Origin of the sequence: Paraburkholderia sp. Ac-20336 (genome assembly GCF_017105025.1) — a bacterium.
In the GTDB taxonomy this organism is placed as follows: Bacteria; Pseudomonadota; Gammaproteobacteria; order Burkholderiales; family Burkholderiaceae; genus Paraburkholderia.
Map to the genome: position 1 here is coordinate 1 of NZ_JAAGPS010000066.1, position 25325 is coordinate 25325.

The 25325-nt window shown below is 63.7% G+C and carries 28 protein-coding genes; 15 read left to right on the forward strand and 13 right to left on the reverse strand.

Annotated features, from left to right (window positions below):
• On the reverse strand, positions 1-856 hold an 856-nt coding region (locus GXB81_RS18900; protein ID WP_241016434.1), incomplete at its 3' end, for an IS5 family transposase.
• A 437-nt stretch (positions 857-1293) separates the two neighbouring features.
• On the opposite strand from GXB81_RS18900, the gene GXB81_RS18905 reads away from it, so the two are divergent.
• Together GXB81_RS18905 and GXB81_RS18910 are read left to right on the forward strand one after the other, a co-directional pair.
• Complete coding sequence (locus GXB81_RS18905) at positions 1294-1998, forward strand: PIG-L family deacetylase (RefSeq protein WP_205990030.1); 705 nt, start codon at positions 1294-1296, stop codon at positions 1996-1998.
• Positions 1999-2180: 182 nt separating this feature from the next.
• Positions 2181-2333: a hypothetical protein gene (locus GXB81_RS18910; RefSeq protein WP_167039654.1), complete on the forward strand. Its 153-nt coding sequence runs from the start codon at positions 2181-2183 to the stop codon at positions 2331-2333.
• 46 nt (positions 2334-2379) lie between these two features.
• Here GXB81_RS18910 and GXB81_RS18915 read toward each other — a convergent pair whose 3' ends face one another.
• From GXB81_RS18915 to GXB81_RS18935, 5 genes are all read right to left on the reverse strand, one after another.
• The gene (locus GXB81_RS18915) at positions 2380-3447 is read right to left on the reverse strand and encodes a 2-aminoethylphosphonate aminotransferase (protein WP_205990031.1); all 1068 of its coding nucleotides are present in this window, start codon (positions 3445-3447) and stop codon (positions 2380-2382) included.
• 25 nt (positions 3448-3472) lie between these two features.
• A complete protein-coding gene (aepY, locus tag GXB81_RS18920) occupies positions 3473-4636 on the reverse strand; it encodes a phosphonopyruvate decarboxylase (protein WP_205990032.1) in 1164 nt (387 codons plus the stop codon).
• Positions 4633-6378 carry a phosphoenolpyruvate mutase gene (gene aepX, locus GXB81_RS18925; protein WP_205990033.1) on the reverse strand — a complete coding sequence of 582 codons (1746 nt, stop codon included), beginning with the start codon at positions 6376-6378 and terminating at the stop codon, positions 4633-4635. The genes aepY and aepX overlap by 4 nt, the downstream gene beginning before the upstream one ends.
• Positions 6379-6700: 322 nt before the next feature.
• The gene (locus GXB81_RS18930; protein WP_205990034.1) at positions 6701-6952 is read right to left on the reverse strand and encodes a hypothetical protein; all 252 of its coding nucleotides are present in this window, start codon (positions 6950-6952) and stop codon (positions 6701-6703) included.
• A gap of 105 nt (positions 6953-7057) precedes the next feature.
• Positions 7058-7405, reverse strand: a complete 348-nt coding sequence (locus tag GXB81_RS18935; protein ID WP_167283665.1) for a hypothetical protein — start codon at positions 7403-7405, stop codon at positions 7058-7060.
• Positions 7406-7910: 505 nt separating this feature from the next.
• Here GXB81_RS18935 and GXB81_RS18940 point away from each other — a divergent pair.
• Positions 7911-9701, forward strand: a complete 1791-nt coding sequence (locus GXB81_RS18940; RefSeq protein WP_205990035.1) for a penicillin-binding protein 2 — start codon at positions 7911-7913, stop codon at positions 9699-9701.
• Positions 9702-9951: 250 nt separating this feature from the next.
• Complete coding sequence (locus GXB81_RS18945) at positions 9952-10206, forward strand: DUF2866 domain-containing protein (RefSeq protein ID WP_205990050.1); 255 nt, start codon at positions 9952-9954, stop codon at positions 10204-10206.
• Positions 10207-10309: 103 nt separating this feature from the next.
• Here GXB81_RS18945 and GXB81_RS18950 read toward each other — a convergent pair whose 3' ends face one another.
• Positions 10310-10978 (reverse strand): 2-hydroxychromene-2-carboxylate isomerase, encoded by a 669-nt coding sequence (locus tag GXB81_RS18950; protein WP_205990036.1) that lies wholly within the window; start codon positions 10976-10978, stop codon positions 10310-10312.
• Between the two features lie 16 nt (positions 10979-10994).
• On the opposite strand from GXB81_RS18950, the gene GXB81_RS18955 reads away from it, so the two are divergent.
• Together GXB81_RS18955 and GXB81_RS18960 are read left to right on the forward strand one after the other, a co-directional pair.
• The gene (locus GXB81_RS18955; RefSeq protein ID WP_205990037.1) at positions 10995-11192 is read left to right on the forward strand and encodes a hypothetical protein; all 198 of its coding nucleotides are present in this window, start codon (positions 10995-10997) and stop codon (positions 11190-11192) included.
• A 118-nt stretch (positions 11193-11310) separates the two neighbouring features.
• Entirely contained in the window at positions 11311-11679 is a 369-nt protein-coding gene (locus GXB81_RS18960; protein WP_167039637.1) for a hypothetical protein, read from the forward strand.
• A 113-nt stretch (positions 11680-11792) separates the two neighbouring features.
• Here the strand turns inward: GXB81_RS18960 and GXB81_RS18965 are convergent, their stop codons facing one another.
• Positions 11793-12419 carry a LysE family translocator gene (locus GXB81_RS18965; protein ID WP_167039635.1) on the reverse strand — a complete coding sequence of 209 codons (627 nt, stop codon included), beginning with the start codon at positions 12417-12419 and terminating at the stop codon, positions 11793-11795.
• Positions 12420-12660: 241 nt separating this feature from the next.
• On the opposite strand from GXB81_RS18965, the gene GXB81_RS18970 reads away from it, so the two are divergent.
• From GXB81_RS18970 to GXB81_RS18990, 5 genes are all read left to right on the forward strand, one after another.
• A complete protein-coding gene (locus GXB81_RS18970) occupies positions 12661-13245 on the forward strand; it encodes a YigZ family protein (protein ID WP_167039633.1) in 585 nt (194 codons plus the stop codon).
• A 345-nt stretch (positions 13246-13590) separates the two neighbouring features.
• Entirely contained in the window at positions 13591-14166 is a 576-nt protein-coding gene (locus GXB81_RS18975; RefSeq protein ID WP_205990038.1) for a hypothetical protein, read from the forward strand.
• Positions 14167-14277: 111 nt separating this feature from the next.
• The gene (locus GXB81_RS18980) at positions 14278-14898 is read left to right on the forward strand and encodes a LysE family translocator (RefSeq protein WP_167283662.1); all 621 of its coding nucleotides are present in this window, start codon (positions 14278-14280) and stop codon (positions 14896-14898) included.
• Between the two features lie 706 nt (positions 14899-15604).
• On the forward strand, positions 15605-17008 hold the full coding sequence (locus GXB81_RS18985; protein ID WP_167039627.1) for an OFA family MFS transporter: 1404 nt from the start codon (positions 15605-15607) through the stop codon (positions 17006-17008).
• A gap of 10 nt (positions 17009-17018) precedes the next feature.
• Positions 17019-17147: an oxalate:formate antiporter gene (locus tag GXB81_RS18990; protein WP_167283660.1), complete on the forward strand. Its 129-nt coding sequence runs from the start codon at positions 17019-17021 to the stop codon at positions 17145-17147.
• Between the two features lie 162 nt (positions 17148-17309).
• On the opposite strand, the gene GXB81_RS18995 is transcribed toward GXB81_RS18990, so the two are convergent.
• The 3 genes from GXB81_RS18995 to GXB81_RS19005 all read right to left on the reverse strand — a co-directional run bounded on the left by GXB81_RS18995 (position 17310) and on the right by GXB81_RS19005 (position 19721).
• Positions 17310-17735 carry a DUF3830 family protein gene (locus GXB81_RS18995; RefSeq protein ID WP_167039623.1) on the reverse strand — a complete coding sequence of 142 codons (426 nt, stop codon included), beginning with the start codon at positions 17733-17735 and terminating at the stop codon, positions 17310-17312.
• Between the two features lie 301 nt (positions 17736-18036).
• Entirely contained in the window at positions 18037-18798 is a 762-nt protein-coding gene (locus GXB81_RS19000; RefSeq protein ID WP_167039621.1) for an ABC transporter permease, read from the reverse strand.
• On the reverse strand, positions 18795-19721 hold the full coding sequence (locus GXB81_RS19005; protein WP_167039619.1) for an ABC transporter ATP-binding protein: 927 nt from the start codon (positions 19719-19721) through the stop codon (positions 18795-18797). The genes GXB81_RS19000 and GXB81_RS19005 overlap by 4 nt, the downstream gene beginning before the upstream one ends.
• Positions 19722-20143: 422 nt before the next feature.
• Here GXB81_RS19005 and GXB81_RS19010 point away from each other — a divergent pair, with 422 nt between their 5' ends.
• The 3 genes from GXB81_RS19010 (at position 20144) to GXB81_RS19020 (ending at position 22401) form a co-directional block, all read left to right on the forward strand.
• Positions 20144-20959, forward strand: coding sequence for a sulfite exporter TauE/SafE family protein (locus GXB81_RS19010; protein WP_167039617.1), 816 nt, complete (start codon positions 20144-20146; stop codon positions 20957-20959).
• Positions 20956-21462 (forward strand): hypothetical protein, encoded by a 507-nt coding sequence (locus GXB81_RS19015; RefSeq protein WP_205990039.1) that lies wholly within the window; start codon positions 20956-20958, stop codon positions 21460-21462. The genes GXB81_RS19010 and GXB81_RS19015 overlap by 4 nt, the downstream gene beginning before the upstream one ends.
• 168 nt (positions 21463-21630) lie before the next feature.
• Complete coding sequence (locus GXB81_RS19020; RefSeq protein ID WP_205990040.1) at positions 21631-22401, forward strand: transporter substrate-binding domain-containing protein; 771 nt, start codon at positions 21631-21633, stop codon at positions 22399-22401.
• A gap of 321 nt (positions 22402-22722) precedes the next feature.
• Here the strand turns inward: GXB81_RS19020 and GXB81_RS19025 are convergent, their stop codons facing one another.
• A complete protein-coding gene (locus GXB81_RS19025) occupies positions 22723-22893 on the reverse strand; it encodes a hypothetical protein (RefSeq protein WP_241016435.1) in 171 nt (56 codons plus the stop codon).
• 465 nt (positions 22894-23358) lie between these two features.
• Between GXB81_RS19025 and GXB81_RS19030 the strand changes: the two genes are divergently transcribed.
• Entirely contained in the window at positions 23359-23982 is a 624-nt protein-coding gene (locus GXB81_RS19030) for an ABC transporter ATP-binding protein (protein WP_205990041.1), read from the forward strand.
• Positions 23983-24121: 139 nt separating this feature from the next.
• Here GXB81_RS19030 and GXB81_RS19035 read toward each other — a convergent pair whose 3' ends face one another.
• Entirely contained in the window at positions 24122-25129 is a 1008-nt protein-coding gene (locus GXB81_RS19035) for an NAD(P)-dependent alcohol dehydrogenase (RefSeq protein ID WP_205990042.1), read from the reverse strand.
• Positions 25130-25325: the final 196 nt, after the last annotated feature.

Consider the following 25325-nt stretch of genomic DNA (forward strand, 5'->3'; position numbering starts at 1 on the left):
GACCAGAAATGCAAACCAGCTTGCAATCCGGGAGGCGTCCACATAAGGCACTTTGAAGTACTGGCGCGGCATGGACAAGCATGAGCATTGCGAAGACGACGAAATGAAGCCCGGCAAGAGTTTCGGGGAGCCGTTCATAGTCACGCGCGAGACGCCGGAAACGGTTGAGCCAGCCAAAGCTGCGCTCGACCACCCAGCGCCGGGGGAGCAGAACGAAACCCCTTTTCGTTTCGTCGAGTTTGATCACCTGTAGCTCAATGCCTTCGTCGAGTGCTGCCTGCGCTGGCTCCTGGCCCGTGTATCCCTGATCGGCGAATGCCACCTTGACCGTGCCTCCCGTTACCTGTTGGACCTGACGCGCAAGCTCTGTTACCTGCGCGCGTTCCTGCTCATTGGCCGGTGTTACGTGTACTGCGAGCAACTGTCCCAACGTGTCCACTGCAATATGTACCTTGCTGCCGCGTTTGCGCTTATAACCGTCATAGCCCGCACGCGGGCCGCTCTCGCAGGTCGACTGGATCGTGCGGCCATCGAGGATGATTGCGCTGGGCTGTCCCTGCCGGCCCTGTGCCACGCGTATCACCGAACGCAGGTCGCTCACCATGTTCTCAAAACAGCCTGCCTGCAACCAGCGTTGAGTCTGCTGATACACCAGTTCCCACGGTGGGAAATCATGGGGCAGCATCCTCCACGGCGCGCCGGCACGAGCCATCCAGCGCAAGGCATCAAACATGTTGCGCAGTTCGTATTTGCGCTGGGGTGCGTCAACGTCCATCAGCGTCAGATACGGGGCCGCGAAACTCCATTCCTCATCCGACACATCGGTCGGATAACCTCTGCGGTTTGTTCTTTTCATCCCGCCAGGATACCAGATCTAGACCGAAGTTCCTAACACGCTCTAGGCGCTACGCCGCGCGATCAGTCATACAAACAGCAACGGCAAACATCCGCGACAAACGGCTTCGCCCCACCACGTCACTACGTCACCACACAGCCACACCACCACCCGACAGCAAGTCCGAACCTCCCGACATCGTCGCTTCGTCATACGCGGCGATCCGCTCTTCGGGCATACCGCTTGCGCGTCAGGAAACCGAGCGCAATCCGCGACGATTCCGCCTAAGCTGAGTTGACGCCGCGTTTTTCGCGCGCATCCGCATCTGCCTCGCAATCACACGCTTCGCCACACCCTGGCCGCGCCTTGCATCGTGCGGTGCATGGCGTCCCGAATTGCGCCCCGAATCGCACCCCGAATCGTATCCCCCAAACACGCCTTGACCCGCCCCGCACGCCATGAGCGAAACCACCCCACGCCTGTTCATCGTCTCGCCCCATTTCGACGACGCCGTCTTCAGCTGCGGCGCGCTGCTCGCCGCGCATCCCGACGCCGCCGTCTGCACGGTGTTCGCCGCGTCGCCCGAGCACGACATGCGCACCGAGTGGGATAAAAAAGCGGGCTTCGCGAGCGCGCGCGAGGCGATCCGCGAACGCACGCGCGAAGACAATCGCGCGCTCGACGTGCTCGACGCGATTCCGCTGCGCATGCCGTTTCGCGACGGCCAGTACGCCGATTCGCCGTCGATCGGCCAGATGGCGGCCACGCTCGAGGAAACGATCTATCGCACGACCGCCAACACGCTGCTGATGCCGCTCGGCCTGCAACACGACGACCACGCGCGCGTGTTCGAAGCCTGCTGCGAAATCCTGCCGCGGCTCACGCATCTACGCTGGTTCGGCTACGAGGAAGCGATTCACCGGCTCACGCCGGGCGCGCTGCAGGCGCGGCTCGCCGATCTCGCGCGGCGCGGCATCGTCGCGACGCCGGCGCACCCGAGCGCGGACCATACGATCGACATGCAACGCCGCGCGCAACTCAAGCGCGAAGCCGTCAACGCCTACGCGAGCCAGTTGCGCGCGTTCGGCGCCGGCCATTACGACGACGTATTCGCAACCGAGCGCTACTGGCAACTGAGCGTCGGCCGCCGCGCGAAAAAATAGGGAAAAGTAGCCGACAGGAAGCGTGGCCAGCGCCTACGCTTGAATACAAAACGACGGAGACGGGCAGCGCATTTCGGCAGCGGCCCGCATGCATGGACCGTGTTGGCCCGCACTGGCCCTTACTGGCCCGCGGCAACCCCTCTCCGCCCGATTTCGCGCATTCCAACCGCAAAGGTGACGCCATGAGCGACGACCTGCACACGAGCCCGATTCCCGACCCGAACGCCGATCCGAACCGCGACCCCGAGGCCGATCCGCTCGTGCCGCCCGCGCCCGGCCATCATGTCGAGGAGCCGCAGCGGCCCGACGGACCGCCGGACAAAGACCCCGTATGAGCGATGCCGCTCACGGCGCCCCGGCATCGCACGCAGCGCGGGCCGCTCAGCGCATCAGGTCGGTAAAGCCCTGCAGCAGGCGGTCGATATCGGCCGCATGGATGTTGCCCATCGTCGAAATGCGGAACAGCTCCGCCGACAGACCGCCCTGCCCCGCATAGATGACGAAGCCGCGCGCCTTTAGCGCGTCGTGCAGTTGCGGATACGCGATGCCGTCCGGCAAGCGGTACGCGCGCAGCACCACCGACGACTGATCCGGCGGCAACACGCTACCGATGCCGCGCTCGGCGAGCCCCGCGCGCGCCTGCTCGGCGAGCCCCGCATAGCGCGCGTGACGCGCGCGCCAGCCGCCTTCGTCGGCGAGTTCGCGCAGCGCTTCGACGAGCGCGTAGTACGCGTGAACCGAGGGCGTGAACGGCGTATTGCGCTGATCCTGCAAGCGCGCGAGACGGCCGAGATCGAGGTAGTACGTGCGGCTCGCCGCCCGCGCGAGCGCCGCGCGCCGCACCAGCACGAACGACGCGCCCGGCACGCCGTGCAGACATTTGTTCGCGGTGGCAGCGACCGCATCGAGACTCGCGTCGGCGAAATCGATCGCCTCGGCGCCGAAGCTGCTCACGCCGTCCACCAGCAGACGCAGGCCGCGCGCGCGGCACAGGGCGCCGAGCGCGGCGATGTCGTTCAGACGCCCCGTGGTCGTCTCGTGGTGGATCACCGCGACGTGCGTGAACGACTTGTCGGCGTCGAGCCGCCCGGCGATCTTCGCGAGATCGGGCGCGTCCATCCAGTCGTGCTTCAGCGCTTCGTGCGCGATGCCGTATTGCGTCGCGATCTGCGCGATGCGCTCGCCGTACACGCCGTTTTCGACGACAAGCAGCTTGCCGCCCTGCGGCACGAGCGCGGCCGTCATGCTTTCGACGGCGGCCGTGCCGGAGCCCGTCATCAGCACGGCCTGCCATTCGTTCGGGTCGAGCCCGTACACGTCGACAAGACGCGTGCGCGCCTCTTCCTGCAAATCGAAAAACTCGCTTTCGCGATGGCACAGGTCCGTCTGCAACAGGCTGTTGCGGACGCGCTCGGTGAGCGTCACCGGGCCGGGGTTGAGCAGCAGCATGGGGGTTCCTTCAATTGCGATGGGTTCAGGCGGCGCCGATGTGGCGCATCAGGCGCATCTTCACATCGGGCGGCGTGATGGTCGGGCGCGGCAGGCCGTCGGGCGTGCCGCGGCGGATCGTCAGGCGTGCGAAGCGCGGACCGTCGAGCGGCGGCGCGGCAAACAGCGCGTCGAGCACGGCCGGATCGTCGCTCTCGACCGCCGACGCATAGCCGCACGCGGCCGCCACGCCCGCGAACGACACCTGCGCCGACACCGTCGCCTGGCCGCCGGTCGAATCGTGCGCGCCGTTGTCGAGCAGCACGTGCGTGAGGTTCGCCGGACCGTATGCGCCGAGCGTCGCGAACACGCCCATGCGCATCAGCGCGGCGCCGTCGCCGTCGAGCGCGACCACGCGCAGGTCCGGCCGCGCGAGCGCAAGACCGAGCGCGAACGGCGTCACGCAGCCCATCGAGCCGACCATGTAGAGCTGGTTCTCGCGATCGTCGATGGCATAGAGTTCGCGGCCGCAAAAGCCGGTCGAGGCAAGCACCACGGTCGAGTCGAGCGGCGTATGCGCGATGACCTTTTGCAGCGCATCGTGACGCGTCGCAAGTTCGTTGGCGGCGACGCCGCGGAACTCAGCGCGCGGCGCCACCGGCGTCTTGCGCGCGGGCGCGCCGCCGTCCTTCAGTTCGTACGGCGCGACGCTGCCCTTTTGCATCACGAGCGCATACGGGCGGCCGGTCGCGTCCATGTGCGCGACCGCGCGCTCGAGCGCCGGGCCAATCGCATCCGCCTCGGTCGGGAAGGTCTCCCATGGGATTTCCATCGTGTCGAGCATCGCCGGCGTGATCGGGCCCATCAGCGCGTGCTGCGGCTCGTCGGCGACGCCGGGCTGGCCGCGCCACGTGACGATCAGCAGTTGCGGCAAACGGAAGGTCCATGTCAACGAGGTCAGCGGACTCACCGCGTTGCCGAGCCCCGAGTTCTGCATCATCGTGATGCCGCGCCGGCCGTTGCGCGCGCCGAGCGTGACGCCCGCGATCAGCGCGACCGCGTCGCCCTCGTTGGCCGCCGATACGTAGTGCAGCGAGTCGTCCTGCAACACGTAGTTGATGAACGGCGTCAGATATGAGCACGGCACGCCCGCGTACCAGTCGAAACCGCGCTCGCGCGCCGCCTCGACGAACTGTGCGGCTTCGATCATCGCGCGTCTCCGTGTGCTTCCTGCTGTGCTTCATGCTTCGCTACCGCGCCCTCCGCCGTCGCGAACGGCGCCTGCGCGTGGGCGAAATCGCCCGCGCGGCGAAAGTCGTCGAGATCGTTGACACCGCGCCAGTGACCATGCACGTATTGCACCTCGATCGATTCGCCGGCTTCGATCAGCGCATTGAGCAGCGCGGGCATGTCGAGCGAGGCGAAATCCGCCCGTGCCTGCAACTGCGCCATCACGGCCTGCAAGCGCTCGCGCCCCGCGCCGCGCACGTTCAGCAGACCGACCCAGCGGCCATGCGGCGCCTGTGCGGCGCTCGCCGCCGCCGACTCAGCCTGAGCCTGCCCGCTCGCGACATGCCGCAGCACGACCTTCGTGCCGAACAGGCCGCGGTCGTCGACCGCCGAGCACCACGCGAAATCGCGCACGCTCGCGTTTTCCGCGTCGGTCAGCGACGAATCGACGACCACGCTGAAGGCCGCCTCGCTCTCCACCAGATCGCGCATGATATAGCTGCGGAACAGCAGATCGCCGTACGAGATCACGGTATCGCCGCTCAGCGTGTCGAGCGCGCACGCGAGCGACGCGAGTTCGCCAGTCTGCGCATGTTGTTCGTTGACGACGAGCTTGATGCCGGCCGTTTCGATCGCGTCGGCGCGATAGCCGCCGACCACCGTGATGTCGTTGACGCCCTGCTTCTTGAACGCATCGACGAGCCAGCGCAGCAGCGGCTTGCCCGCGATCGGCAACATGACTTTCGGACGATCCTCCGTGACGGCTTCAAGCCCCTTGCCGCGGCCCGCCGCGAGCACGACGGCGGAGCCGGCCGCACGGCCGCTCGACAGATAGCGGTCTTCGGCTTCCGAGTATTCGTCCGCATCCTGCAGGCGGAAGATTTCGTTGACGGCGGCGATGCTGTCCTCGACGTTGACGAGCGTTTCGCTCGCATGGATGTCCTTCGCGACCGCCTGCATCGCCGAGGTGGACGCGCGGATCAGATGGTTCGCCCAGATCACGGCGCTGATGCCCGCCTCGCGGAACACGTCGGTCGGCGTGCTGTAGTACTTGGTCGGCACGATCACGAGCGGCGCGCGGCCGGCCCATTCGCGCGCGAATTCGAGAATCTCGTCGGGGCGCGACAGCTTGCTGTGAATCAGGATCGCATCGGCGCCGGCCTGGCGGTAGGCTTCGGCGCGGCGCAGCGCTTCGTCCATGCCCCAGCCCGCGATCAGCGCCTCGACACGCGCGACGATCGAGAAATGCTCGTCGTTCTGCGAGTCCTTGCCGGCTTTGATCTTGCCGCAGAATTCGTCGATCCCGGCAAGCGGCTGCGCCTCGCCGTTGATAAAGCTGTTGGTCTTCGGAAACTGCTTGTCTTCGATACACACGCCGGCGATGCCGCGCTGTTCGAGCTTGCGCACGAGGCGGCGCACGTTGTTGAAGTTGCCGTAGCCGGTGTCGCCGTCGAGCAGGATCGGCAGATCGCTCGCGTCGGCCATGAATTCGAGCGTGTCGACCACCTGAGTCCAGCTCGCCTCGTTGTTGTCGCGCACGCCGAATTGCGCGGAGATCGCGAGGCCCGAGCCCCAGATCGCCTTGAAGCCGGCTTCGCGAACGATGCGCGCGGACAGGCCGTTATGGGCCTCCATCATGAATTCGAGCTCGTTGCTGAGCAGCATCTGGCGCAGACGCGCACTGCGGGATTGGGAAACAAAAACGGGTTCGCGGGCGTTCATTTTCAATACTCCTGATGGCGGGCTTATTGGTGTTTTTCTATGCCCGGCTGGCGACGGGAAAAGCGCGACTATAACGGAATTCTTTATGGCGGGTTTTCTGGAATACACACGCATTTCCGGCGTTGCGATTAAGTGGAGAAATGTGCTGTTTTTTGCGCCTGCGGTCGAATAAAGGAGTTCTGTGTTTGTTTGGCGTTTTGTGGAGTCTTGATGCGATGGCTTACTGTGTGTTTTTCCATGAGCCTTTCTGGGTATGGCTCAGATGGGTATCTGGCTTACACGGTGGTTTTCTGGCGCCTATATTTACTCATGCTTTGAATCGTTATTTTTCACGGAGAATTGCTACTGAATTAAAATTCGCAAATATTATTTTTAAATACATATCAAATAATGCACCAATAACAGCACCAGAATCGCCACCACAAGCATCGGCTAAACCGTTTATAAACAGACACACAAGCCAGCGAATTGGCACGCAAAACGGCAGATTTTCCTGCTGGTAATCAAACCGAATTGCGCCGTCAACACAGCGAGCGGTGCATAAACAGCAATCCAATAGACGCTCGTGGTCCAAGCCCCGCTGCACCGGCTCCCGATTACAGTGACGCCCGGCGCGCTCGCGCCAGGCGTGATGCTGCTCGTGCAGCGGGTCACCCTATGCCATCGGTGCGCGAGCGGGCTAGTTGTCGGCTAACTTCCGCGAGACAACGTAGACATCCACGCTACCCATGGAACATTCGGCAGACGATGCTTCGCTTGACGTGATGACCTCGATCACGCGCCCCGACTTGTCATGGAACGTCATGTCGTACACATCGCGATAAAGGTCCTGGCCGACTTTCTGCGATGCGATGCGCACCGCTTGCGTTTTCGACGCGTCGAGCTTTGTGGGATCGATGATGCCTGCATTCCGCAGCTTCACTTCGGCGATGCTCCTGGGCCAGCTAACGCACTGCGCAGGTGAGCCCACCATGGCAAAGGCGGGAGCAGTGAGAAGGATAGATGCGGAGATGGCGATTGCTTTCATTCATGGCGTTGCAGCGTATAGGCGTCCGCGTGCTGGTCATTTCTCAAGCGCTCCTTCCCGTTGGTGAAAGCGTTCACCGTAGACGCACGGGCCGATAGCGTGCAATCGGACGACTCCTAAATGCGAGCGACAAGCCGGCGAGCAAGCAAAAAGAAGGCGCTCCACAGGCCGGGAGCGCCTCTTCAACACGCCGCGTCGGAGTTGACGCATCAATCGAACGAGCCAGCCGCGCCGATTTTGCAAGTCCGCGCGTTTTTTTATCTGGCCGGAACTGCCCCCACCTCTTTGCGCCTCGACCGCTCGCTCAGCCATCCTTGCATAAGCCTCGCCATTAAATTACGTTTTCTTTACAATCATGCAGCAGCGACGGTCCTCCCCATGCGCCCGCAGCGCCTTGCAATCGCGCAACCGGCAATGACCGTCGCCTCGCGCCGCCGGCCACGCCGCCCTTGCGTCCTGGCGTACCGGCGGCCTCGTTCAATCGAGAGTCCCGTTATTCGCGCCCATGATCCACAAGAAGAAACCGCCGTCGCTCGATCCCTACGCGCCCGTCGCGAAGAACCCGCTGCTCGCCGCGCGCCTGCCCGCGTGGCGCTCGACATTCGTCGTGCTGCTCGTGTTCGGCGCGTTCGCGGCGCTCGCGGGCCGCGCGTTCTGGGTGCAGATCGTGAACCAGGACTTCTACGCCGGCGAGGGGCAAAAGCGCTATCAGCGCGTGCTCGAACTCGATGCGACGCGCGGACGGATCGTCGATCGCCACGGCTCGATGCTCGCGGTCAGCCTCGCAACCTACGAAATCTGGGCCTCGCCGAAGCTGCTCGAAGAGGGCGCGCTCGCGCCGCTCGCGAAGCTGCTCGACCTGCCGCTCGCGGAGTTGCGCAGACGCGTCGGCGGCGAGCACAGCTTCGTGCTGCTCAAGCGCCAGGTCGATGCCGACACCGCCGCGCATCTGTCGCGGCTCGGGCTCGCCGGCATCACGCAGATCGCCGATTCGAAGCGCTTCTATCCCGAAGGCGAATCGGCCGCGCACGTGGTCGGCTTTACCGACATCGAGGACAACGGCCAGGAGGGCGTCGAGCTCGCCGCCAACGAACGGCTACTCGGCGTGCCGGGCCAGCGCGAGGTGATCCGCGACCGGCTCGGCCGCGTCGTGTCGGAGACCCGGCCGCTCGTGCCCGCGCGCAACGGCGACACGATCCACCTGACGATCGACCGGCGCATCCAGCAACTCGCGTACGCGCAACTGAAGGCCGCGATCGCGCAGCACAAGGCCGAAGCGGGCAGCGTGGTCGTGCTCGATGCGCGTAACGGCGAGATTCTCGCGCTCGCCAACTATCCGAGCTTCGATCCGAACAACCGCGCGCGCCTCTCCGGCCGGCAACTGCGCAATCGCGCGGTGATCGATACGTTCGAGCCCGGCTCGACGATCAAGCCGCTCGTCGTCGCGCTGTCGATCGACGAGGGCAAGGTGCGGCCGCACAGCGTCATCGACACGGCGCCGGGCTGGTACCGGATCGGCCCGGCCGTGATCCACGACACCTCGAATCACGGCGCGATGACGGTCGCCGAGGCGGTGCAGAAGTCGAGCAACATCGCGCTCGCGAAGCTCGCGCTGAACCTGCCGGCCGAAACCATCTGGATCAAGTACCGGCAATACGGGCTCGGCGCGAAGCCCGAGCTGACCTTTCCGGGCGTGGCCGCCGGCAAGGTGCGTCCGTACAAGCGCTGGCGTCCGATCGAACAGGCGACGATGGCGTACGGCTACGGGTTGTCGGTATCGCTGCTGCAGATCGCGCAGGTCTACACCGCCTATGCGGGCGACGGCACGATGCAGCGCGTGAGCCTGTTGCGCGATCCCGATGGCGCGGACAGCGCGGCCGGCGTGAACATGAACGCGGCCATGAACGCAAACGCCGACGATGCGCTGCTGGCCGCCGAACGCGGCGTGCCCGTGACGACGCCGGCGACCGCGCGCGCGATCCGCAATATGCTCGAAATGGCGACCGGCGCGGGCGGCACGGGCCGCGCGGCGACGGTGGACGGCTACCGCGCCGGCGGCAAGACCGGCACCGCGCGCAAACAGATCGGCGCGGGCTACGCGAAAAACCGCTATCGCGCGCTCTTCGTCGGCATGGCGCCGATGAGCGACCCGCGCCTGATCGTCGCCGTGATGATCGACGATCCGGCCGGCAAGGCGTTCTATGGCGGCACGGTGGCGGGGCCAGTGTTCAGCGGCGTGACGGGCGGCGCGCTGCAACTGCTCGGCGTGCCGCCCGATGCGGCGCAATCGCTCTGAGCGTCGGTGGGAGCGTCGGCGGACAGGTCAACGCGGCAAGGGTCGTGCTCACCTTCGCGAGACCGCACACGCGCCCGCACATCTGCGCGGCAGTGGCGCATCTTTTAAGTCTCGCTTAATTCTTCCCTGCAACTATCACGCAAACCATCCCCTGTTGAGCCGCCAGAACATCGGCGGCGCTTTTTCTCTCAACGGGTATCAAAGACGCGAGGCGAACGAGCCGATGGCCGCGAAGAAAAAGGAGGCACCCATGGTTGAAGAGATGGTTTTCGAACACCTGCGCGCCATGCCCGATCACGAATGGACTCGCCAGATCCACTCCTGCAAGGTCTCCGATCCGCTGCAACCGCCCTGGGGCCGCTCCTACCGGCTCGTCGAATGGACGATGAAGCACACGCCCGAAGCCAGCCGCCGCGTCGTTCCCGCCGAAAGTACTCCGCTCGAAATCGCACAGGCCGTGGTGTCCCACGTGCCGGGCCGGCGCTTCTGCCAGCACAGCGATTGATCTCCGCCTTCACGACACGCAGCGCGTTACCGCGTTGGCTGCGGCCTTGATTCCAGCCTTGATCCCGGCCTTGACTCGCACATCAACTCGCGCATTCACCCCGTCAGTTCCGCTCACCACTCGCCGGCATCGACACGCAGTAGTCCAACGCATCGTCCAGCCGGTCGTTACCCCAGAACATTTCCGCGCCGACAAAAAACATCGGCGCACCGAAAATGCCTCTCGCGATCGCCTCATCGGTCTGCTCGCGCAGGCGCAGCTTGTTGGCGTCGCTTTGCGCATCGGCGATCAGTTGCTGCGCCGGCAAGCCGAGCGCATCGAGGGCTTCGCTCACGACGTCGGGCGAACCGATGTCGCGGTCGTCGGCGAAATTCAGCTGCATGATCTTGCGGCAGTACGCGGCGATCCACGGCTCGTTCGCACCGAGCAGCGCCACGCGCATGGCCAGTAGCGCGGCGCGCGGAAACGTGCCCGGACGCGTGAGCGCGATGCCGTATTTGCGGCATTGCCGCTCCATGTCCTTCCACACGTACGCGCCTTTTTCCTTCTGCAGCACGAACGGCGAGTTGTCGTAGCCGAGCCTGCGAAACACGGGGCCGAGCAGGAACGGGCGCCATAGAACCCGCACGCCGCGCGCAGCCGCCAGCGCCTCGATGCGCATCATGCTCAGATAGCTGTAGTTGCTGCCGAAGTCGAACCAGAACTCGATGGCGCGCGGCGCCGTGACAGACGACGCCGACGCGGCAACCGGTGAAGACGCAACCTCATTCATGACTGTCTCCCGAATCATGAGCGATGCAACTCGCGCGTACCGCGGCATCGCTGCCTTGCAAAGCTTAACAGTTGCATGCAGCGCTTCTGCCTATGATGGCTTTTTGCGCTTCGCACGAGACGGCCACGCCATGAATTATCCGTACGACATGCTCACCGCAACCTGTCTGTTCATCATCGTCGTTTCGTCGCTGATTCTGCTCGCGTTGTCCTAAGCTCACTGAACTCACGGCAGTCCGCTTACGCGGCTTCAACAATCCCTATCTTTACGGCGCATCCCCATCCGCGGGACAGATTATACTGTACGCATATACAGTATTTTACATCTGAACAATGCGTCTTCCTCCCTTCGAGCCACCCACGCTCGTCGAACTGCGCAGTTGGTGGCGCACACGTGACGAGCAGGCCGTTCAACGGCTTATCCTCGAGATTCAGCGGCACAGGCTCGCGCTGCTGGAACTGCGCAGCCTGATCGACAACGGCGTTCAGCAGGCACGAGCCGCCGACCGCTCGCTCGTCGAGCACGGCCAGCCGCTGATGGCGCTACGCATCCGGATCGCGCAGGAAGTGCTGCGCGTCGGCGACATCGACGATACGCGGCAAAAAAGCCGCACCGAGCAGGAACGGCGCGCGCTTAGCACGCAAAACCAGATGGAGTACGCGCGCGAGGGCCGTTTGCGCAGACAGCGCCGCAATGTCTAGCGTGAAACGTGGCCCAGTCTCGATCGCGAAATGCCCTCGAAGCAGCCTCGCAGCGACCGCGAAACGTCCAGGACGCGTCCAGGAAGCGACCGAAGAAAAACGACCGGCTCGCCTCAGCGCGTCTGCACGGCCACGCGCAGCCCGAGCGAAATGAACAGCACGCCGATCAGCTTGTTCTGCCAGCGGGTCAGCCAGGTCAGGCGCTTGACGAGCTTGCCGAGCGGCCGCATGGTCAGCACGATCGACGTCGTATAGAGCGCGCTCATGCCGACGAAAATCAGCCCGAGCGTCACGAACTGCAGAAACGTCGAGCCGTGTTCGGGCCGTACGAATTGCGGCAGGAAGGCGAGGAAAAACAGCGCCGTTTTCGGATTCAGCACCTCGGCGGGAATCGCCTGAAAAAACGCTTTCGAGCCCGATACCGGTACGACGGCCGGCCTATGCGGACTCGCCTGCTTCTCGCGCAATGCGCGAATGCCCAGATAGACGAGATACGCGGCGCCGACGAATTTCACCGCGTTGAACGCGAGAGCGGATGTCATCAGCAGCGCGGAAAGACCCACTGCCGCGCCGAGCGTATGCACGAAATCGCCCGTTGCGATACCGAGGCCGGTGAGAATGCCGGCCTTGCGTCCGCCGTGCAGGGTGCGCGTCAAAACCAGCAGCACGGCCGGGCCGGGAATCAGAAAGAGCCCGAGCACGACGGCAACGAAAGTCCCCAACGTGGATAGATCAAGCATGTGGTCTCCTTGCGCGCGCTGAAGCGGGTCAATGGATGCGCGTTTAACGGGCCATTGTAGACGAAGCGCTCGCCCGCGCATCGCGCCTGCCCACGTGCCTCGCCTGCATCGCTTGCTTCGCCTGCCTCACTTGCCCCGCCTGCCTCGCGCTCCCCACGCGCCCGATGCATGGGCGATCCGTTACCATGGCGCGCACGGCCCCGCGCGCGGCCGCCTCTTTTCATCCACCGAAGTCTTTGCCTTGCCCACTTATACCCTACCCGCGCCGCTGAGCGCGGAACTCGAGATTCGCAAGAGCCGCTTCATCGCCCACGCGATACCGGTCGCCGATCGCGACGCCGCGATGGCCGAATTGCAGCGTCTGCGCGAACAGCATCCGGCCGCGACGCATGTCTGCTGGGCGCTGCTGGCGGGCGGCCAATCGGGCATGTCCGACGACGGCGAGCCGTCCGGCACCGCGGGCCGGCCGATTCTCGAAGTGTTGCGGCATCACGATCTCGACGGCGTGCTGGCCGCCGTGGTGCGCTATTACGGCGGCGTGAAACTCGGCGCGGGCGGCCTCGTTCGCGCGTACACCGACGCAATCGCATCGGCCCTGCTCGACGCGCCGCGCGTCGAGCGGATTGCTCAGGTGTCGTTGAGCGTCGAAGTGACTTATGCCGATGAAGCGAAGGTACGCAGATGGATGGACGCCGAGGGCTACGCGCTCGTGGAAAGCGCATACGGCATGCTCGTGAAAATGACGATGCGCGTGCCCGCGAATGCGCTCGACGAGGCGAAGCGAACGCTGATCGATATGACGCAGGGCAAGGCGGGTTTCTTCTAACAGCGCTGCCGGTTCAGCGCTTCCACCGTTGAAAAGGCGAGGAAGCGCGGCAAGCGGTTTCACGCTGCCCGCAGGCGTCACGACTGGCGATGTTCGCTCACGCCGCGCGCAAGCGCCATCCGCGCATATTCCCCGGTATCCATTGCAAACACGGCCAGGTATGATGAGCGCGTTTGTCGACTCGATGCGGTCGGCTCGATACGGCCGGCCCGCCAGGCGAATCAGCCACGGGACCGGTACGCGGGCCAGCAGTCCGGCCCATTGCTACCCTGCTGATTGTTCTCCAGCGCGATGACTTCATTTAAACGGGCAACTTCCCTCGCTTCGCTCGCATCCGTCTCCCGCATGGCTCGCGCGCATTCGCCGCTAGGAGCCGTCGTGCTCAGGGGTTGCGGCGTCATGATGCTGCCGCTGATGCTGTCCGCCTGCTCGTGGTCGTGGTTCGGTCTCAACAGCAGTGCCACGCACGCCAAAGCCCATGGCACAGGGTCGCTCAGCGTGGCGCCCGCCGACGACTTCGCCTACCTGCCCGCCCGCGCCGACCATATTTCGCCGAACCGCATCGAAAATACGGCGATGACCGGCATCGTGCTCAAGGACGATATCAACGAAGTCGTGCGCAAGCGCATCGCCTACAGTCTGCGTAGCGCCGGTTTTCGCATCGACGACAGGCGCCGTGTACTCAGCGGCAGCATTGAAACGTTTACGGTGGACGACATGCGTTCGCCGGCATTGTGGACGCTGAAGATACGCTACGTGGTCATCGATACGGCCACGCAGAGGGTCATGTTCACGACCGCCTGCACCGTCAAGCGAAAGGCGCCGAAGTTCACGAGCAATACGATCGCGATCGAAGACACGGTGCAACTGAGCATCGATACCTTGATCGGCGATCCGGGCTTTATCAAGGCGGTGAACTGAGCGAACGGCCCGCGAAAGTGCGCGGCGGCGTCGCTACCATGCCTCTGCGAGCGTCGCGCGATCCGCCGCCGCGCGCTGCACCGTCACCTCACGTTCGGAGTGCGAGCCGTCATGTCCCTCACCGCCTGGCTGTTCTTCCTGCCCGCCTGTTTCGCCATCAACCTCGCGCCCGGACCCAATAACCTGCTATCCATCAACGTGGCCGCGCGCCATGGTTTCGTGAAAGCGTTCGCCAGCGGCACCGGTCGCCTGCTCGCTTTCGCGATGATGCTGGTGCTGGCCGCCACCGGTCTCGCGGTCGTGCTGCACGCCTCCGAATGGATCTTTCTCGCGATCAAACTGGCAGGCGCGGCCTATCTGATCTGGCTTGCCATTCAATTGTGGCGCAGCGACGCACCCGCTATCGATACGTCGCAACCTCAGGACGCGGCGCTCATTCGCCTCGCGCGCCAGGAATTTCTCGTGGCCGCCGGCAACCCGAAAGCGATTCTGGTTTTCACCGCGTTTCTGCCGCAATTCGTCGACGTCTCGCAGCCGATACTCCCGCAGTTTGCCGTGCTCGGCGCGAGTTTTCTCGTGCTCGAATGGGTCGCGATCGCGCTGTACTCGTGGGCCGGCATGTATCTCGGCAAATGGCTCGGGCGCGCAAAAGTCCGCCGCTGGTTCAATCGCTGCTGCGGTGGATTTCTGGCGGCGATCGGAGTGAGTTTTCTGCTGGTTCGGCGTGGGTGAGGGACTGAAGTCAGGACGACTGTTCATGCTCGTTGACCTTTATATTTCCGAATCATGAACGGCGGAACGTTCGGCGATTCGATTCGTTATCTTTCCGGTTGGTCAGCCGAATGAAAAACACACATCCGTATAGCGGCAGATATTGACCGACGAGTCGGCTTCGTGGGTAGCTCGCGGCATCCGGTCTCGGCGTATCTGGCGCCCGACTGTCCGATCCCGGTATTCGTCGCGATGGGCCGATCCGGCACCCATACCACACCGGCCCATTCGTTTTTGCGTACGCATTTTTTGCATGTCCCGCCCGCCTCGGCCCGGTAAAACCACCACGGCAAACATTCCTCATTGCACGCCCATCCAGCTCAAACCGCACCGGTTTTCCCACGATTTGCGCAAAAGCGTACCTGACAGCCGCTTTTCACCAGGATGACACCTTATGCCATCGCATCTCATATTGCGAAGCCGCGACACACGTCCTATTGTCGTGCAAGGCGGGAATCCCGGAGCGGCGGGCCCAGGCTATATGAAATAGAAATACATATAGGAACGGCGCGATGACCTGTGCACGCTATACTCCGCCGCTTGAAGAAAATGTATGAAGCGCCGATAACAGAAGAATCTCACACACAACTACGTTGATGGGAGCGGGTCATCGCGCAAGCCTCGACCCCGCGCGCCAGCCCCGCCCCCAGTCCATAGGAGACTGACTATGAGCAGCATCAGCGAGCCTGACGGCCAGCAAAATTCCGCCCCATTCTTTTCCAAACAGGCCACCGTCGCCCAACCCGGTTTTTCACGCTGGATGGTGCCGCCCGCCGCGCTCGCCGTGCATCTGTGCATCGGCCAGGCGTATGCGTTCTCGGTGTTCAACGGCCCGCTCACGAAAGTGATCGGCATCACGCAGTCCGCCCCCGATGACTGGTCGCTGACCGCGCTCGGCTGGATCTTTTCGCTCGCGATCGTGTTCCTCGGTTTGTCGGCGGCATTCGCCGGCAAATGGCTCGAACACGTCGGTCCGCGCCGCACGATGTTCACGGCCGCCTGCTGCTTCGGCGGCGGCTTTCTCGTCTCCGCGCTCGGCGTGTATCTGCATCAGATCGTGCTGCTCTATCTCGGCTATGGCGTGATCGGCGGCATCGGGCTCGGCCTCGGCTACGTGTCGCCGGTGTCGACGCTGATCCGCTGGTTTCCGGACCGCCGCGGCATGGCGACCGGCATGGCGATCATGGGCTTCGGCGGCGGCGCGATGATCGCCGCGCCGCTCTCGGTCGCGCTGATGAACCACTTCCACAGCGCGACGAGCGTCGGCGTGGCCGAGACGTTCATCGTGCTCGGCATCGTCTATTTCATCTCGATGTCGATCGGCGCACTCGCCATCCGCGTGCCGCCGGCAGACTGGAAACCGGCCGGCTGGACGCCGCCTGAAACGACGCAGAACCGCCTGATCTCGCGCAATCACGTGCATATCGACCAGGCATTGAAGACGCCGCAGTTCTATCTGATCTGGCTCGTGCTGTTCCTCAACGTGACGGCCGGCATCGGCATTCTCGGCCAGGCCTCGGTGATGATCCAGGAGAGCTTCAAGAACTCGGTGACGGCGGCCGCCGCGGCCGGCTTCGTCGGCCTGCTGTCGCTGTTCAACATGGGCGGGCGTTTCGTGTGGGCGTCGGCGTCGGACTGGATCGGCCGCAAGAACACCTATGCGATTTTCTTCGTGCTTGGCGCGGTGCTCTATTACCTCGTGCCGAGCTTTGCCGCGAACGGGCAGATCGCGCTGTTCGTGCTCACGTACTGCATCATTCTGTCGATGTACGGCGGCGGCTTTTCGACAGTGCCGGCCTATCTCGCCGACATGTTCGGCACGGCGTTCGTCGGCGGCATTCATGGGCGTTTGCTGACGGCGTGGGCCGCGGCCGGCGTCGCGGGTCCGGTGCTCGTCAACTACATTCGAGCCTATGAAGTCGCGAACGGCGTCGCGAAAGCGGACGCCTACACGATGACCGTGCACATCATGGCCGTGCTGCTCGTGATCGGCTTTATCTGCAACCTGCTGGTCAAGCGCGTGGATGCGAAGCACCACATGACCGATGCACAAGTCGCCAAGGGCGCGTAAGGAGACCCGTATGTCGAACGTTCAAACCGCTCATCCGACCAACAAGGCGATGCTCGCCGTGTTCTGGCTCTACGTGATGATTCCGCTCGCGTGGGGCGTGATCAATACGCTGTCGCAGGCGATGAAGCTGTTCAGGTGAAGTCGCGCGCACCCCGTCCGTTCACGCGGTAGGGTGCGCGCAGTGCCTTGAGTCGTGCTTTGTCATGAGGCCGCAATGCGGCCTCTTTTCATTGGCCCGGCGAGCGGCGATGAGTTGCCGGCGAGCGTCGGCAGGCCGCCATCGCGCCGTGCCCGTCAGCCCTCAGATCTTCTCGAACACCACGTCCTGCGCGCCTTCCCACAGCACCTTGACGCCGAGTTCGCGCAGCTTCTCCTTGCCCTCGACGATCGTCAGGAAGTGATTGCCGGCAAGCTGTCCCAGCTTGCTTGCGAAGCAGCACGAACCATAGGCGAGGATGATCTCGGTTTCGCTATAGCCGCCCGGATAGAACAGGATGTCGCCGACCGACGGATGGCTCGTGTGATTCTCGAAGCCGACCGCGACGCCGTCGTTCTCGAGCCTGAAATCGCCGAGCGGCACCCAGCAACCCTCGCCGCTCCAGCGCACGTGAATGAGCTTCTGCCGATACGGCAGCAGCTTCAGGAACGCGGCCACCGTCTGCGGCGCATCGGGATGGGTTTCGGCGATAAAGGTGTGGCCGCAGGCGGTCATTCGGAGTCGGGTCATCGCGGGGTATCCGGTAGGGCGGGTTGAAGGGCAAGTCTGCAAGACAGCGGCGAACGGCGCGGTCGAGGCGGCCTGCTGAATCGATGTGCCAGATCGGCGTGCTGCCTGGAACCCTGAAGCGCGTTCAGCAAGATTACGCGAACTTCATTCTCCCTTTCGATACGGGATTTCGACAGATACAGTTGCCCACGCACTGGTCAGGCCAGTTAGACCTGTCCGGTTCGACCGGTTGCGGCCACACGGCAACGCGCCGCCCCGCGAAGGTTGTCGCATCGCGAAGCGACCCGGTAAATCGACGTCGTCAGCTCTTGAGCCGGTAACCCGTCCTGAAGATCCAGCCGACGATCACGAGAAACACCGCGAGAAACAGCAGCGTCATGCCGAGGCTCAGGCCCACATCGACGTCGCCGAGCTCGAAGAAGCTCCAGCGAAAGCCGCTCACCAGATAGACGATCGGATTGAACAGCGTCACGCCGCGCCAGAACGGCGGCAGCATGTTCACCGAGTAGAAGCTGCCGCCGAGAAACGTGAGCGGCGTGACGATCAGAAGCGGCACCAGTTGCAGCTTCTCGAAGCCGTCCGCCCAGATGCCGATGATGAAGCCGAGCAGACTGAACGTGACCGCGGTCAGCACGAGAAACAGCACCATCCAGAACGGATGCATGATCTGCAACGGCACGAAGAATCCCGCCGTCGCGAGAATGATGAGGCCGAGCAGGATCGACTTGCTGGCCGCCGCGCCAACATAGCTCACGACAATCTCGAGATACGACACCGGCGCCGACAATAGTTCGTAGATCGTGCCCGTGAAGCGCGGAAAGTAAATCCCGAACGACGCGTTCGCGATGCTCTGCGACAGCAACGACAGCATGATGAGCCCCGGCACGATGAACGCGCCATAACTGATGCCGTCCACTTCCTTGATGCGCGAACCGATCGCCGAGCCGAACACGACGAAGTACAGCGACGTGGAAATGACCGGCGCGATGATGCTTTGCATCAGCGTGCGCCACGTGCGCGCCATTTCGAACTTGTAGATCGCGCGCATTGCGTAGATGTTCATTGATCCCCCCGCAGCAGATTGACGAAAATGTCTTCGAGCGAACTCTGCGTGGTGTGCAGGTCCTTGAAGCGGATGCCCGAATCGTCGAGCGATTTGAGCAGCGCGATGATGTCGGTACGCCCGCCCTCGCCTTCATAGGTGTAGATCAACTCGTTGCCGCCCTTCGCGAGCGCGAGCGTGTAACCCGCGAGCGAGCCCGGCACCGCGTCGAGCGGGCTCTCCAGTTGCAACGTCAACTGCTTCTTGCCAAGCTTGCGCATCAACTCGGTCTTCTCTTCGACGAGCATGATCTCGCCCGCGTTGATGACGCCGATGCGGTCGGCCATCTCCTCGGCCTCGTCGATGTAGTGCGTGGTGAGAATGATCGTCACGCCGCTGCCCGTGAGCGAGCGCACGAGCTTCCACATGTCGCGCCGCAGTTCGACGTCGACGCCGGCGGTCGGCTCGTCGAGAAACAGCACGCGCGGTTCGTGCGACAACGCTTTTGCGATCAGCACGCGGCGCTTCATGCCGCCCGAGAGCGTCATGATCTTGTTGTTGCGCTTCTCCCATAGCGACAGGTCGCGCAACACTTTCTCGATGTAGGCCGGGTTCTTCGGCTTGCCGAACAGACCGCGGCTGAACGAGACGGTGGCCCAGACGGTTTCGAACGAGTCGGTGGTCAGCTCCTGCGGCACGAGGCCGATCAGCGAGCGGGCCGCGCGATAGTCGGCGCCGATGTCGCGGCCGTCGACCGTCACGCGGCCTTCGCTCGCATTGACGATGCCGCAAATGATGCTGATGAGCGTGGTCTTGCCCGCGCCGTTCGGTCCGAGCAAGGCGAAGATTTCACCACGGTTGATCGCCAGATTGATGTTCTTCAGTGCCTGAAAACCACTGGCATAGGTTTTCGACAGATTCGTGACGGAGACGATTGGCTGCATGGATTCGTTGATGGCCGACACCGATAACTGAGTGGAAGAAACGACGCGAGCGCGTCGCCGCTTCCGCAATGTAATGGAAAGTGCGAAAGCGTGCAGAGCAGGTGGACGAAGCGATGGCCGGTTGCCCCGCTGCGCATGCGTGGTCGACAAGCGGGTTCGAGGCAAGTCGATCGCTGACCGCCGCGCCGTTCCGGTTTGCCGAACCATCGGAATCGAGCCATGAAGCGCTCCCGAAGAAACCGGCGCATGGTGCCGTGGGCAGGCGTTATCGGTCCTCTCCGCAGGCACGGTATCATTCGCCCTCACTCACCGGCCGCTTCCCGCTCCGCGCGAGACGCGCAACCGAAGCGGCCGCACGATACCAGCAGACCACGCGCGACATCGCTCTGCCGATTCGCGCGCCTCATTCACGGATTGCCACCATGCCTCATTTCGACCTCGCCAGCGGCATACTGGGCTCAAGCCTGCAAACGCTCGATCTCTATGCGCTCATCGGCATCGTCGCCGCGCTGTTGATCGGCGGCATGGTCAAGGGCGTGGTCAGCATCGGCGTGCCGCTCGTCGCGATGCCGATCCTGAGCCACTTCCTGCCGATCAAGGCGGCCGTGCTGCTGCTGTCGATGCCGATCATCCTCGGCAATATTCCGCAGGCGCTCGAAGGCGGCGAACTGCTGCCGACGATGAAGCGCATCGCCGCACCGCTGATCGGCACGGTCATCGGCAATCTGGTCGGCGTGATGGTGCTGATCTCGCTTGCGCCGCATCGCGCGCAAGCGGCGGCCGGCGCCTTGCTGATGATCGCGGCCGTGCTGCTGCTCGCGGCGCCGCGGCTTACGTTGTCACCGGCATGGGCGAAGCCTGCGGGGCTCGCGCTCGGCTTTGGCGCGGCGTTGATGGAGAGCATCGCGTCGGTGCCCGGGCCGTTGCTCGCGATGTACCTGATCGCGACGGGCGCGACCGGCAAGGCGTTCACGAAGCAGATCGCGATCATCCTCGTGGTGTCGATCATCACGCTCGTCGCCGCGTTCAGCGGTGGCGCGCATGCAAGCTGGAGCGATCTGGCGATTTCGGTGTGCGCGAGCGTGCCCGTGATCGCGGGCATCCTGCTCGTGCGGCCGTTGCGCGACCGCCTGCCGCCGGCGGTGTTTCGTGTGCTGGTGCTGCTATTCGTGCTGGTCGCCGCCGCGCAGATGATCTGGAAATCGGGGGTTTTGCAGGCGTTGGTCGGCGGGCAATGAGCCGCTATGCGGGGTCTTTTGGCCTCTCCACATTCTTTCTGCTTGCCGTCTGCATCGTCGCCATCATCGTGGTGATTTCAACGTTCCGCGCCTTGTGCTTCATCTTTTCAGGCCAGAACGACCGTATGCAGCGTGCGAAGCAAATGCTCCGCGTATCGACACGACGCACGCTCATCAGCGTCGTCGCCGTGAGCGCAACAGGCCTTCTCTGGAGTGATGGGCAGGACATACGAACCCGCTCGTTTATCCGGCCGATCGATTGCACCGTTGAACGGTCGCCTGATAAAAGCTACGTAGTGCGCAGTTGTTATGCGGGTGAAAAAAGAATGATCAGAGTCTATGACCGGAATGGCTCACGACTCCTTGCCGAGCGAACCTACGTCGATCTATCGGACGACCCGGTCATCGCTGCAATACCCGGAGAACGACAATCTCGGCACGATAAAACTTCCGCCCTCGCTCTACGACCGCTTCATGGCGAAACTGCCCTGAAGCACGCATGACGCGATTCGTCGCCACTCCCGGGCTCGCTCATGCCGCGAGCTTTTTTTCCGCCAGGCACTCTGATCGGTAAAAGTGATCGCGATAGGCCAATACGAGCTATTCCCCCGCATAAAGGCATCCTACTATCGGCTGGACCGGAGACACCCCATTTTTCCCGACCATCCGATATGAAAAAAATACCGTCGATTCTGCTTTCCATCGCATTGGCTTTCAGCAGCAGCGCCTTCGCGCGCGAGGGCGACACCGTGCGCCTCGGCATCGATCCGACCTATCCGCCCATGGACGCCAAGGCGCCCGACGGCTCGCTCAAGGGCTTCGACGTGGACCTCGGCAACGAAATCTGCCGCCGCATTCACGCGCATTGCCAGTGGGTCGAACTGGAGTTCTCCGGCATGATTCCGGCACTGCAGGCGCGCAAGATCGACGCGATCATGTCTTCGATGGCGATCACGGCAAAACGCGAGCAACAGATTCTCTTCACGTCCAAGCTATACCAGTTCAAGTCGCGGCTCGTCGCGCGCAAGGGCGCCACGTTCGGCACCACCGGTCAGTCGCTGGCCGGCAAGTCGATCGGGGTGCAGTCGGGCACGCAGTTCGAAAGCTATGCGCTCGCGAACTGGGCGCCGGCCGGCGCGAACGTCGTCCCCTACAAGAGCCAGGAAGAAGTGTTCGCCGACCTGCTCAACGGGCGCCTCGACGCGGCGCTGCTCGGCTATGTCGAAGCCGATTATGGCTTCCTGCGCACGCCGCAGGGCAACGGCTTCGCGTTCGTCGGCGGTCCGCTCTCGATGGGCGACCGCGGCACGGGAATGGGCCTGCGCAAGGATGAAACCTCGTTGCAGGCGCAGATGAACGATGCGATCGCAGCGATGCTCAAGGACGGCACCTATGCGCAGATCGCACGCCGGTATTTCGATTTCGATCCGTACGGAAACTGAAAACTGGGGAAGGGAGCACTGGGCGCTGCGATTAGCGCCGCGCTTTGCGGCGCCGGTCATAACATGAGGATGGTCCTCACTGTCGCGGACAAAACGCCAACGGGTCGATGAGCGACGGGCCTCTGCGGGCCCGTTCGCATCATCGCCACTTTCTCTCAGGTCCTGCTTTTTTCGCCGATGCCGGCCCGCATCGGCGGTTCCTCGCCGCTTTACTTACCTGGGTCCTCGCGTCTAACTCCGTCCTACCGCATCCGGATTGGGCGCCTTGCTTCGCTGCGCCGCTTCTCTGTGCCGCTTCGACTCACTCTTCACGCAGGCGGCTCAAGCCTCCAAGCCCGACTCCACCGTCAGCCTGCCGCGCAATCTCGCGATACGGCTGCGCTGACTCGCAATCAGCTCACGCGTTTCTTCGAGTGCGCCAATGCGCGGCTCCCAATAGCCCTGATCAAACTTCGGCGGCGTGGCGCCTTCGCGCGTCACGTAGCCGATCATGTTCTCGAGATGCCGTCATTCGCTGTCCGCCAGATTGGCCGGACGCCGCCTGCCACGCTGCGCGGCTCGCGGCCTGCTCGTACCGTTCATCGTCGCTACCCCGTACCTTTCCTGCTGGCCGTCGATAGTCGTCGCATCGATCGCTCAACTGAAAGCGATCTGCAATCTAATCGTATGACCATAACGCACGTTTCCGGCACGGCTTGACCGTGTGTCTCAAAATTGGCCGCCGACACGCAAAATTCCGGCTTTCCGGGTATTCCCTCACTCTGCCCCGGGCTTTGCCGATGCGCTGGCCGCCCTCGCTTGCCCCATGCCGCCAGCCTCACCTCGCTTGCCCCACCTCGCTCTACTGACAACATTCCGCCGGACTGCCATCGCCCCAACGCGCGGGCCACGAGGCGAATGGCTCACTCGACGCGCGCTGCTACACTGGCGCGCATCCGTCATTCCCGCCCTCAACCCATGCTTCGATTCGACAACCTCAGCAAGCGCTACGGCGAACGCGTCCTCTTCGAGGGGCTGCATTACGACGCGTCGTCCGGATGCTTCGCGTTGAACGACGAGTCCGGCAGCGGCAAGTCGACGCTGCTCGGCATTCTTGCCGGCGCGCTCGAAGCCGATAGCGGCGACGTATGGCTCGGCGGCCATTCGCTGCGCGGCGCGCGAGCCGCCGCGCAGGCCGTGCTCACCTATGTGCCCGAGGACAGCATGAACTGGCCGGAACAGACGGGCCGCGAGTATCTCGCGCAGGTCGCGTCGACGAGAAAGACCGTGCTCGACGACGAGGTGCTTGCGCTCGCCGGGCGCTTCGGTCTCGCGCCTCATCTCGACAAGCGTTTCGAACAGATGTCCTACGGCAGCCGCAAGAAGGTGTTTCTGAGCGCGGCCATACTGGGCGACACGCGCGTGCTGATCGCCGACGAACCGGCCGGCGGCCTCGATGCATCGGCGCGTGGCGTGTTGGCCGAGCTGTTCAGAACGCTCGGCCAAACCCGCACGGTGTTTTTCACGAGCTACGACGAGGCCTTCACGCAAGCCTGCGAGGCGACGCGCATCGGCTTCGCCGATCTCTCCAGGGCTGCGTGAAAAAGGCCATCTGAAAAGGCCGCTTGAAACGGACGACTTCAAACAGGCCGCCTGAACAGGCTGCATGAACAGCGCTTGCCTGAAAAAAAGCGACCCGAGCCGCACCGGAACCGCCAGGCGGCACGTCACCGCGCACCGCTCAGATCGCGACGCAGATCTTGCCGAAGTGCGCGCCCGACGCTTCGTGACGGAACGCATCGGCCAGCTTGTCCAGTTCGAACGTGCTATCGATCACAGGCTTGATGCCCGTCGTTTCGAGCGCGCGAATCATCTCGATCTGATCGTGGCGGCTGCCGACGATCAGCCCTTGCAAACGCTGTTGCCGCGCCATCAGATGCGCGGTCGGCACCGGACCTTCACGGCCGGTCAGCACGCCGATCAGCGCGATATGGCCGCCGATCCGGCAAGCCGTGATCGATTGCGGCAACGTGCCGGGGCCGCCCACTTCGATCACGTGATCGACACCGCGCCCGCCGGTCAGTTGACGCACCTGCTTGCCCCACTCGGGATTCTCGCGATAGTTGATCGTATGGTCGGCGCCGAGTTCGCGCAGCTTCGCGAGCTTCCCGTCCGACGACGACGTCGCGATCACCGAGGCGCCCATCGCCTTCGCCAGTTGCAAGCCGAAGATCGACACGCCGCCGGTGCCGAGCACGAGCACCGTGCTGCCCGCCTTCAACTGACCATCGACGACGAGCGCGCGCCATGCGGTCAAACCGGCCGTGGTCAGCGTCGCGGCCTCGGCGTGACTGTAGCCGGCGGGCGCATGCGTGAAGTAATGGCTCGGCAGCACGACGGCCTCGCGCGCATAACCGTCGACGCCATCGCCCGGAGTCGTCGAAAAATCGGCGATCGGTGCGGGCCCGTTTTCCCACAGCGGAAAGAAGCACGACACGACGTGATCGCCTGGCTTGAACTCGCGCACGCCTTCGCCCACCGCTTCGACAATGCCCGCGCCATCGGCCATCGGAATGCGTCCGGCTTCGGCGGGCAGTACGCCGCTCACCACGCCGTAATCGTGAAAATTCAGCGAGCTGGCGCGAATGCGCACGCGAATCTGTCCCGCGGCGGGTTGACCGGGATCGGCGAGATCGACGACCTGAAGATGATCGACAGTGGCGGGCGAACCGATTCTGACGGCTTTCATGTTGCGTTCCTTGGTGAGTTGCGCAGGCGTTTCATGCAGCATTGCAAGCACTCGGCGCATGCCAGGTGCCTGAATACCTGAAGCAGTTGCCCGCATCGGGCATACCGGCCTATCCGTGCATCAGCACGTTGGCGAGAGCAGTTCGTCAAAGAATACCGCAAGCGGTTTTTATGCGTCGGCATCCATGCACACATTC

Coding starts and splice junctions, on each gene's coding strand:
- GXB81_RS19015 (WP_205990039.1), top strand. CDS start 20,956: ATGAGCCGCTATGCGGGGTCTTTTGGCCTCTCCACATTCTTTCTGCTT.
- GXB81_RS18965 (WP_167039635.1), bottom strand. CDS start 12,419: ATGCTTGATCTATCCACGTTGGGGACTTTCGTTGCCGTCGTGCTCGGG.
- GXB81_RS18990 (WP_167283660.1), top strand. CDS start 17,019: ATGTCGAACGTTCAAACCGCTCATCCGACCAACAAGGCGATGCTCGCC.
- GXB81_RS18980 (WP_167283662.1), top strand. CDS start 14,278: ATGTCCCTCACCGCCTGGCTGTTCTTCCTGCCCGCCTGTTTCGCCATC.
- GXB81_RS18940 (WP_205990035.1), top strand. CDS start 7,911: ATGATCCACAAGAAGAAACCGCCGTCGCTCGATCCCTACGCGCCCGTC.
- GXB81_RS18910 (WP_167039654.1), top strand. CDS start 2,181: ATGAGCGACGACCTGCACACGAGCCCGATTCCCGACCCGAACGCCGAT.
- GXB81_RS18950 (WP_205990036.1), bottom strand. CDS start 10,978: ATGAATGAGGTTGCGTCTTCACCGGTTGCCGCGTCGGCGTCGTCTGTC.
- GXB81_RS18945 (WP_205990050.1), top strand. CDS start 9,952: ATGGTTGAAGAGATGGTTTTCGAACACCTGCGCGCCATGCCCGATCAC.
- GXB81_RS18905 (WP_205990030.1), top strand. CDS start 1,294: ATGAGCGAAACCACCCCACGCCTGTTCATCGTCTCGCCCCATTTCGAC.
- GXB81_RS19025 (WP_241016435.1), bottom strand. CDS start 22,893: ATGATCGGCTACGTGACGCGCGAAGGCGCCACGCCGCCGAAGTTTGAT.
- GXB81_RS18995 (WP_167039623.1), bottom strand. CDS start 17,735: ATGACCCGACTCCGAATGACCGCCTGCGGCCACACCTTTATCGCCGAA.
- GXB81_RS18985 (WP_167039627.1), top strand. CDS start 15,605: ATGAGCAGCATCAGCGAGCCTGACGGCCAGCAAAATTCCGCCCCATTC.
- GXB81_RS19035 (WP_205990042.1), bottom strand. CDS start 25,129: ATGAAAGCCGTCAGAATCGGTTCGCCCGCCACTGTCGATCATCTTCAG.
- GXB81_RS19030 (WP_205990041.1), top strand. CDS start 23,359: ATGCTTCGATTCGACAACCTCAGCAAGCGCTACGGCGAACGCGTCCTC.
- GXB81_RS18975 (WP_205990038.1), top strand. CDS start 13,591: ATGGCTCGCGCGCATTCGCCGCTAGGAGCCGTCGTGCTCAGGGGTTGC.
- GXB81_RS19005 (WP_167039619.1), bottom strand. CDS start 19,721: ATGCAGCCAATCGTCTCCGTCACGAATCTGTCGAAAACCTATGCCAGT.
- GXB81_RS18960 (WP_167039637.1), top strand. CDS start 11,311: ATGCGTCTTCCTCCCTTCGAGCCACCCACGCTCGTCGAACTGCGCAGT.
- GXB81_RS19020 (WP_205990040.1), top strand. CDS start 21,631: ATGAAAAAAATACCGTCGATTCTGCTTTCCATCGCATTGGCTTTCAGC.
- aepX (WP_205990033.1), bottom strand. CDS start 6,378: ATGAACGCCCGCGAACCCGTTTTTGTTTCCCAATCCCGCAGTGCGCGT.
- GXB81_RS18955 (WP_205990037.1), top strand. CDS start 10,995: ATGAGCGATGCAACTCGCGCGTACCGCGGCATCGCTGCCTTGCAAAGC.
- aepY (WP_205990032.1), bottom strand. CDS start 4,636: ATGATCGAAGCCGCACAGTTCGTCGAGGCGGCGCGCGAGCGCGGTTTC.
- GXB81_RS18935 (WP_167283665.1), bottom strand. CDS start 7,405: ATGAAAGCAATCGCCATCTCCGCATCTATCCTTCTCACTGCTCCCGCC.
- GXB81_RS19010 (WP_167039617.1), top strand. CDS start 20,144: ATGCCTCATTTCGACCTCGCCAGCGGCATACTGGGCTCAAGCCTGCAA.
- GXB81_RS19000 (WP_167039621.1), bottom strand. CDS start 18,798: ATGAACATCTACGCAATGCGCGCGATCTACAAGTTCGAAATGGCGCGC.
- GXB81_RS18915 (WP_205990031.1), bottom strand. CDS start 3,447: ATGCTGCTGCTCAACCCCGGCCCGGTGACGCTCACCGAGCGCGTCCGC.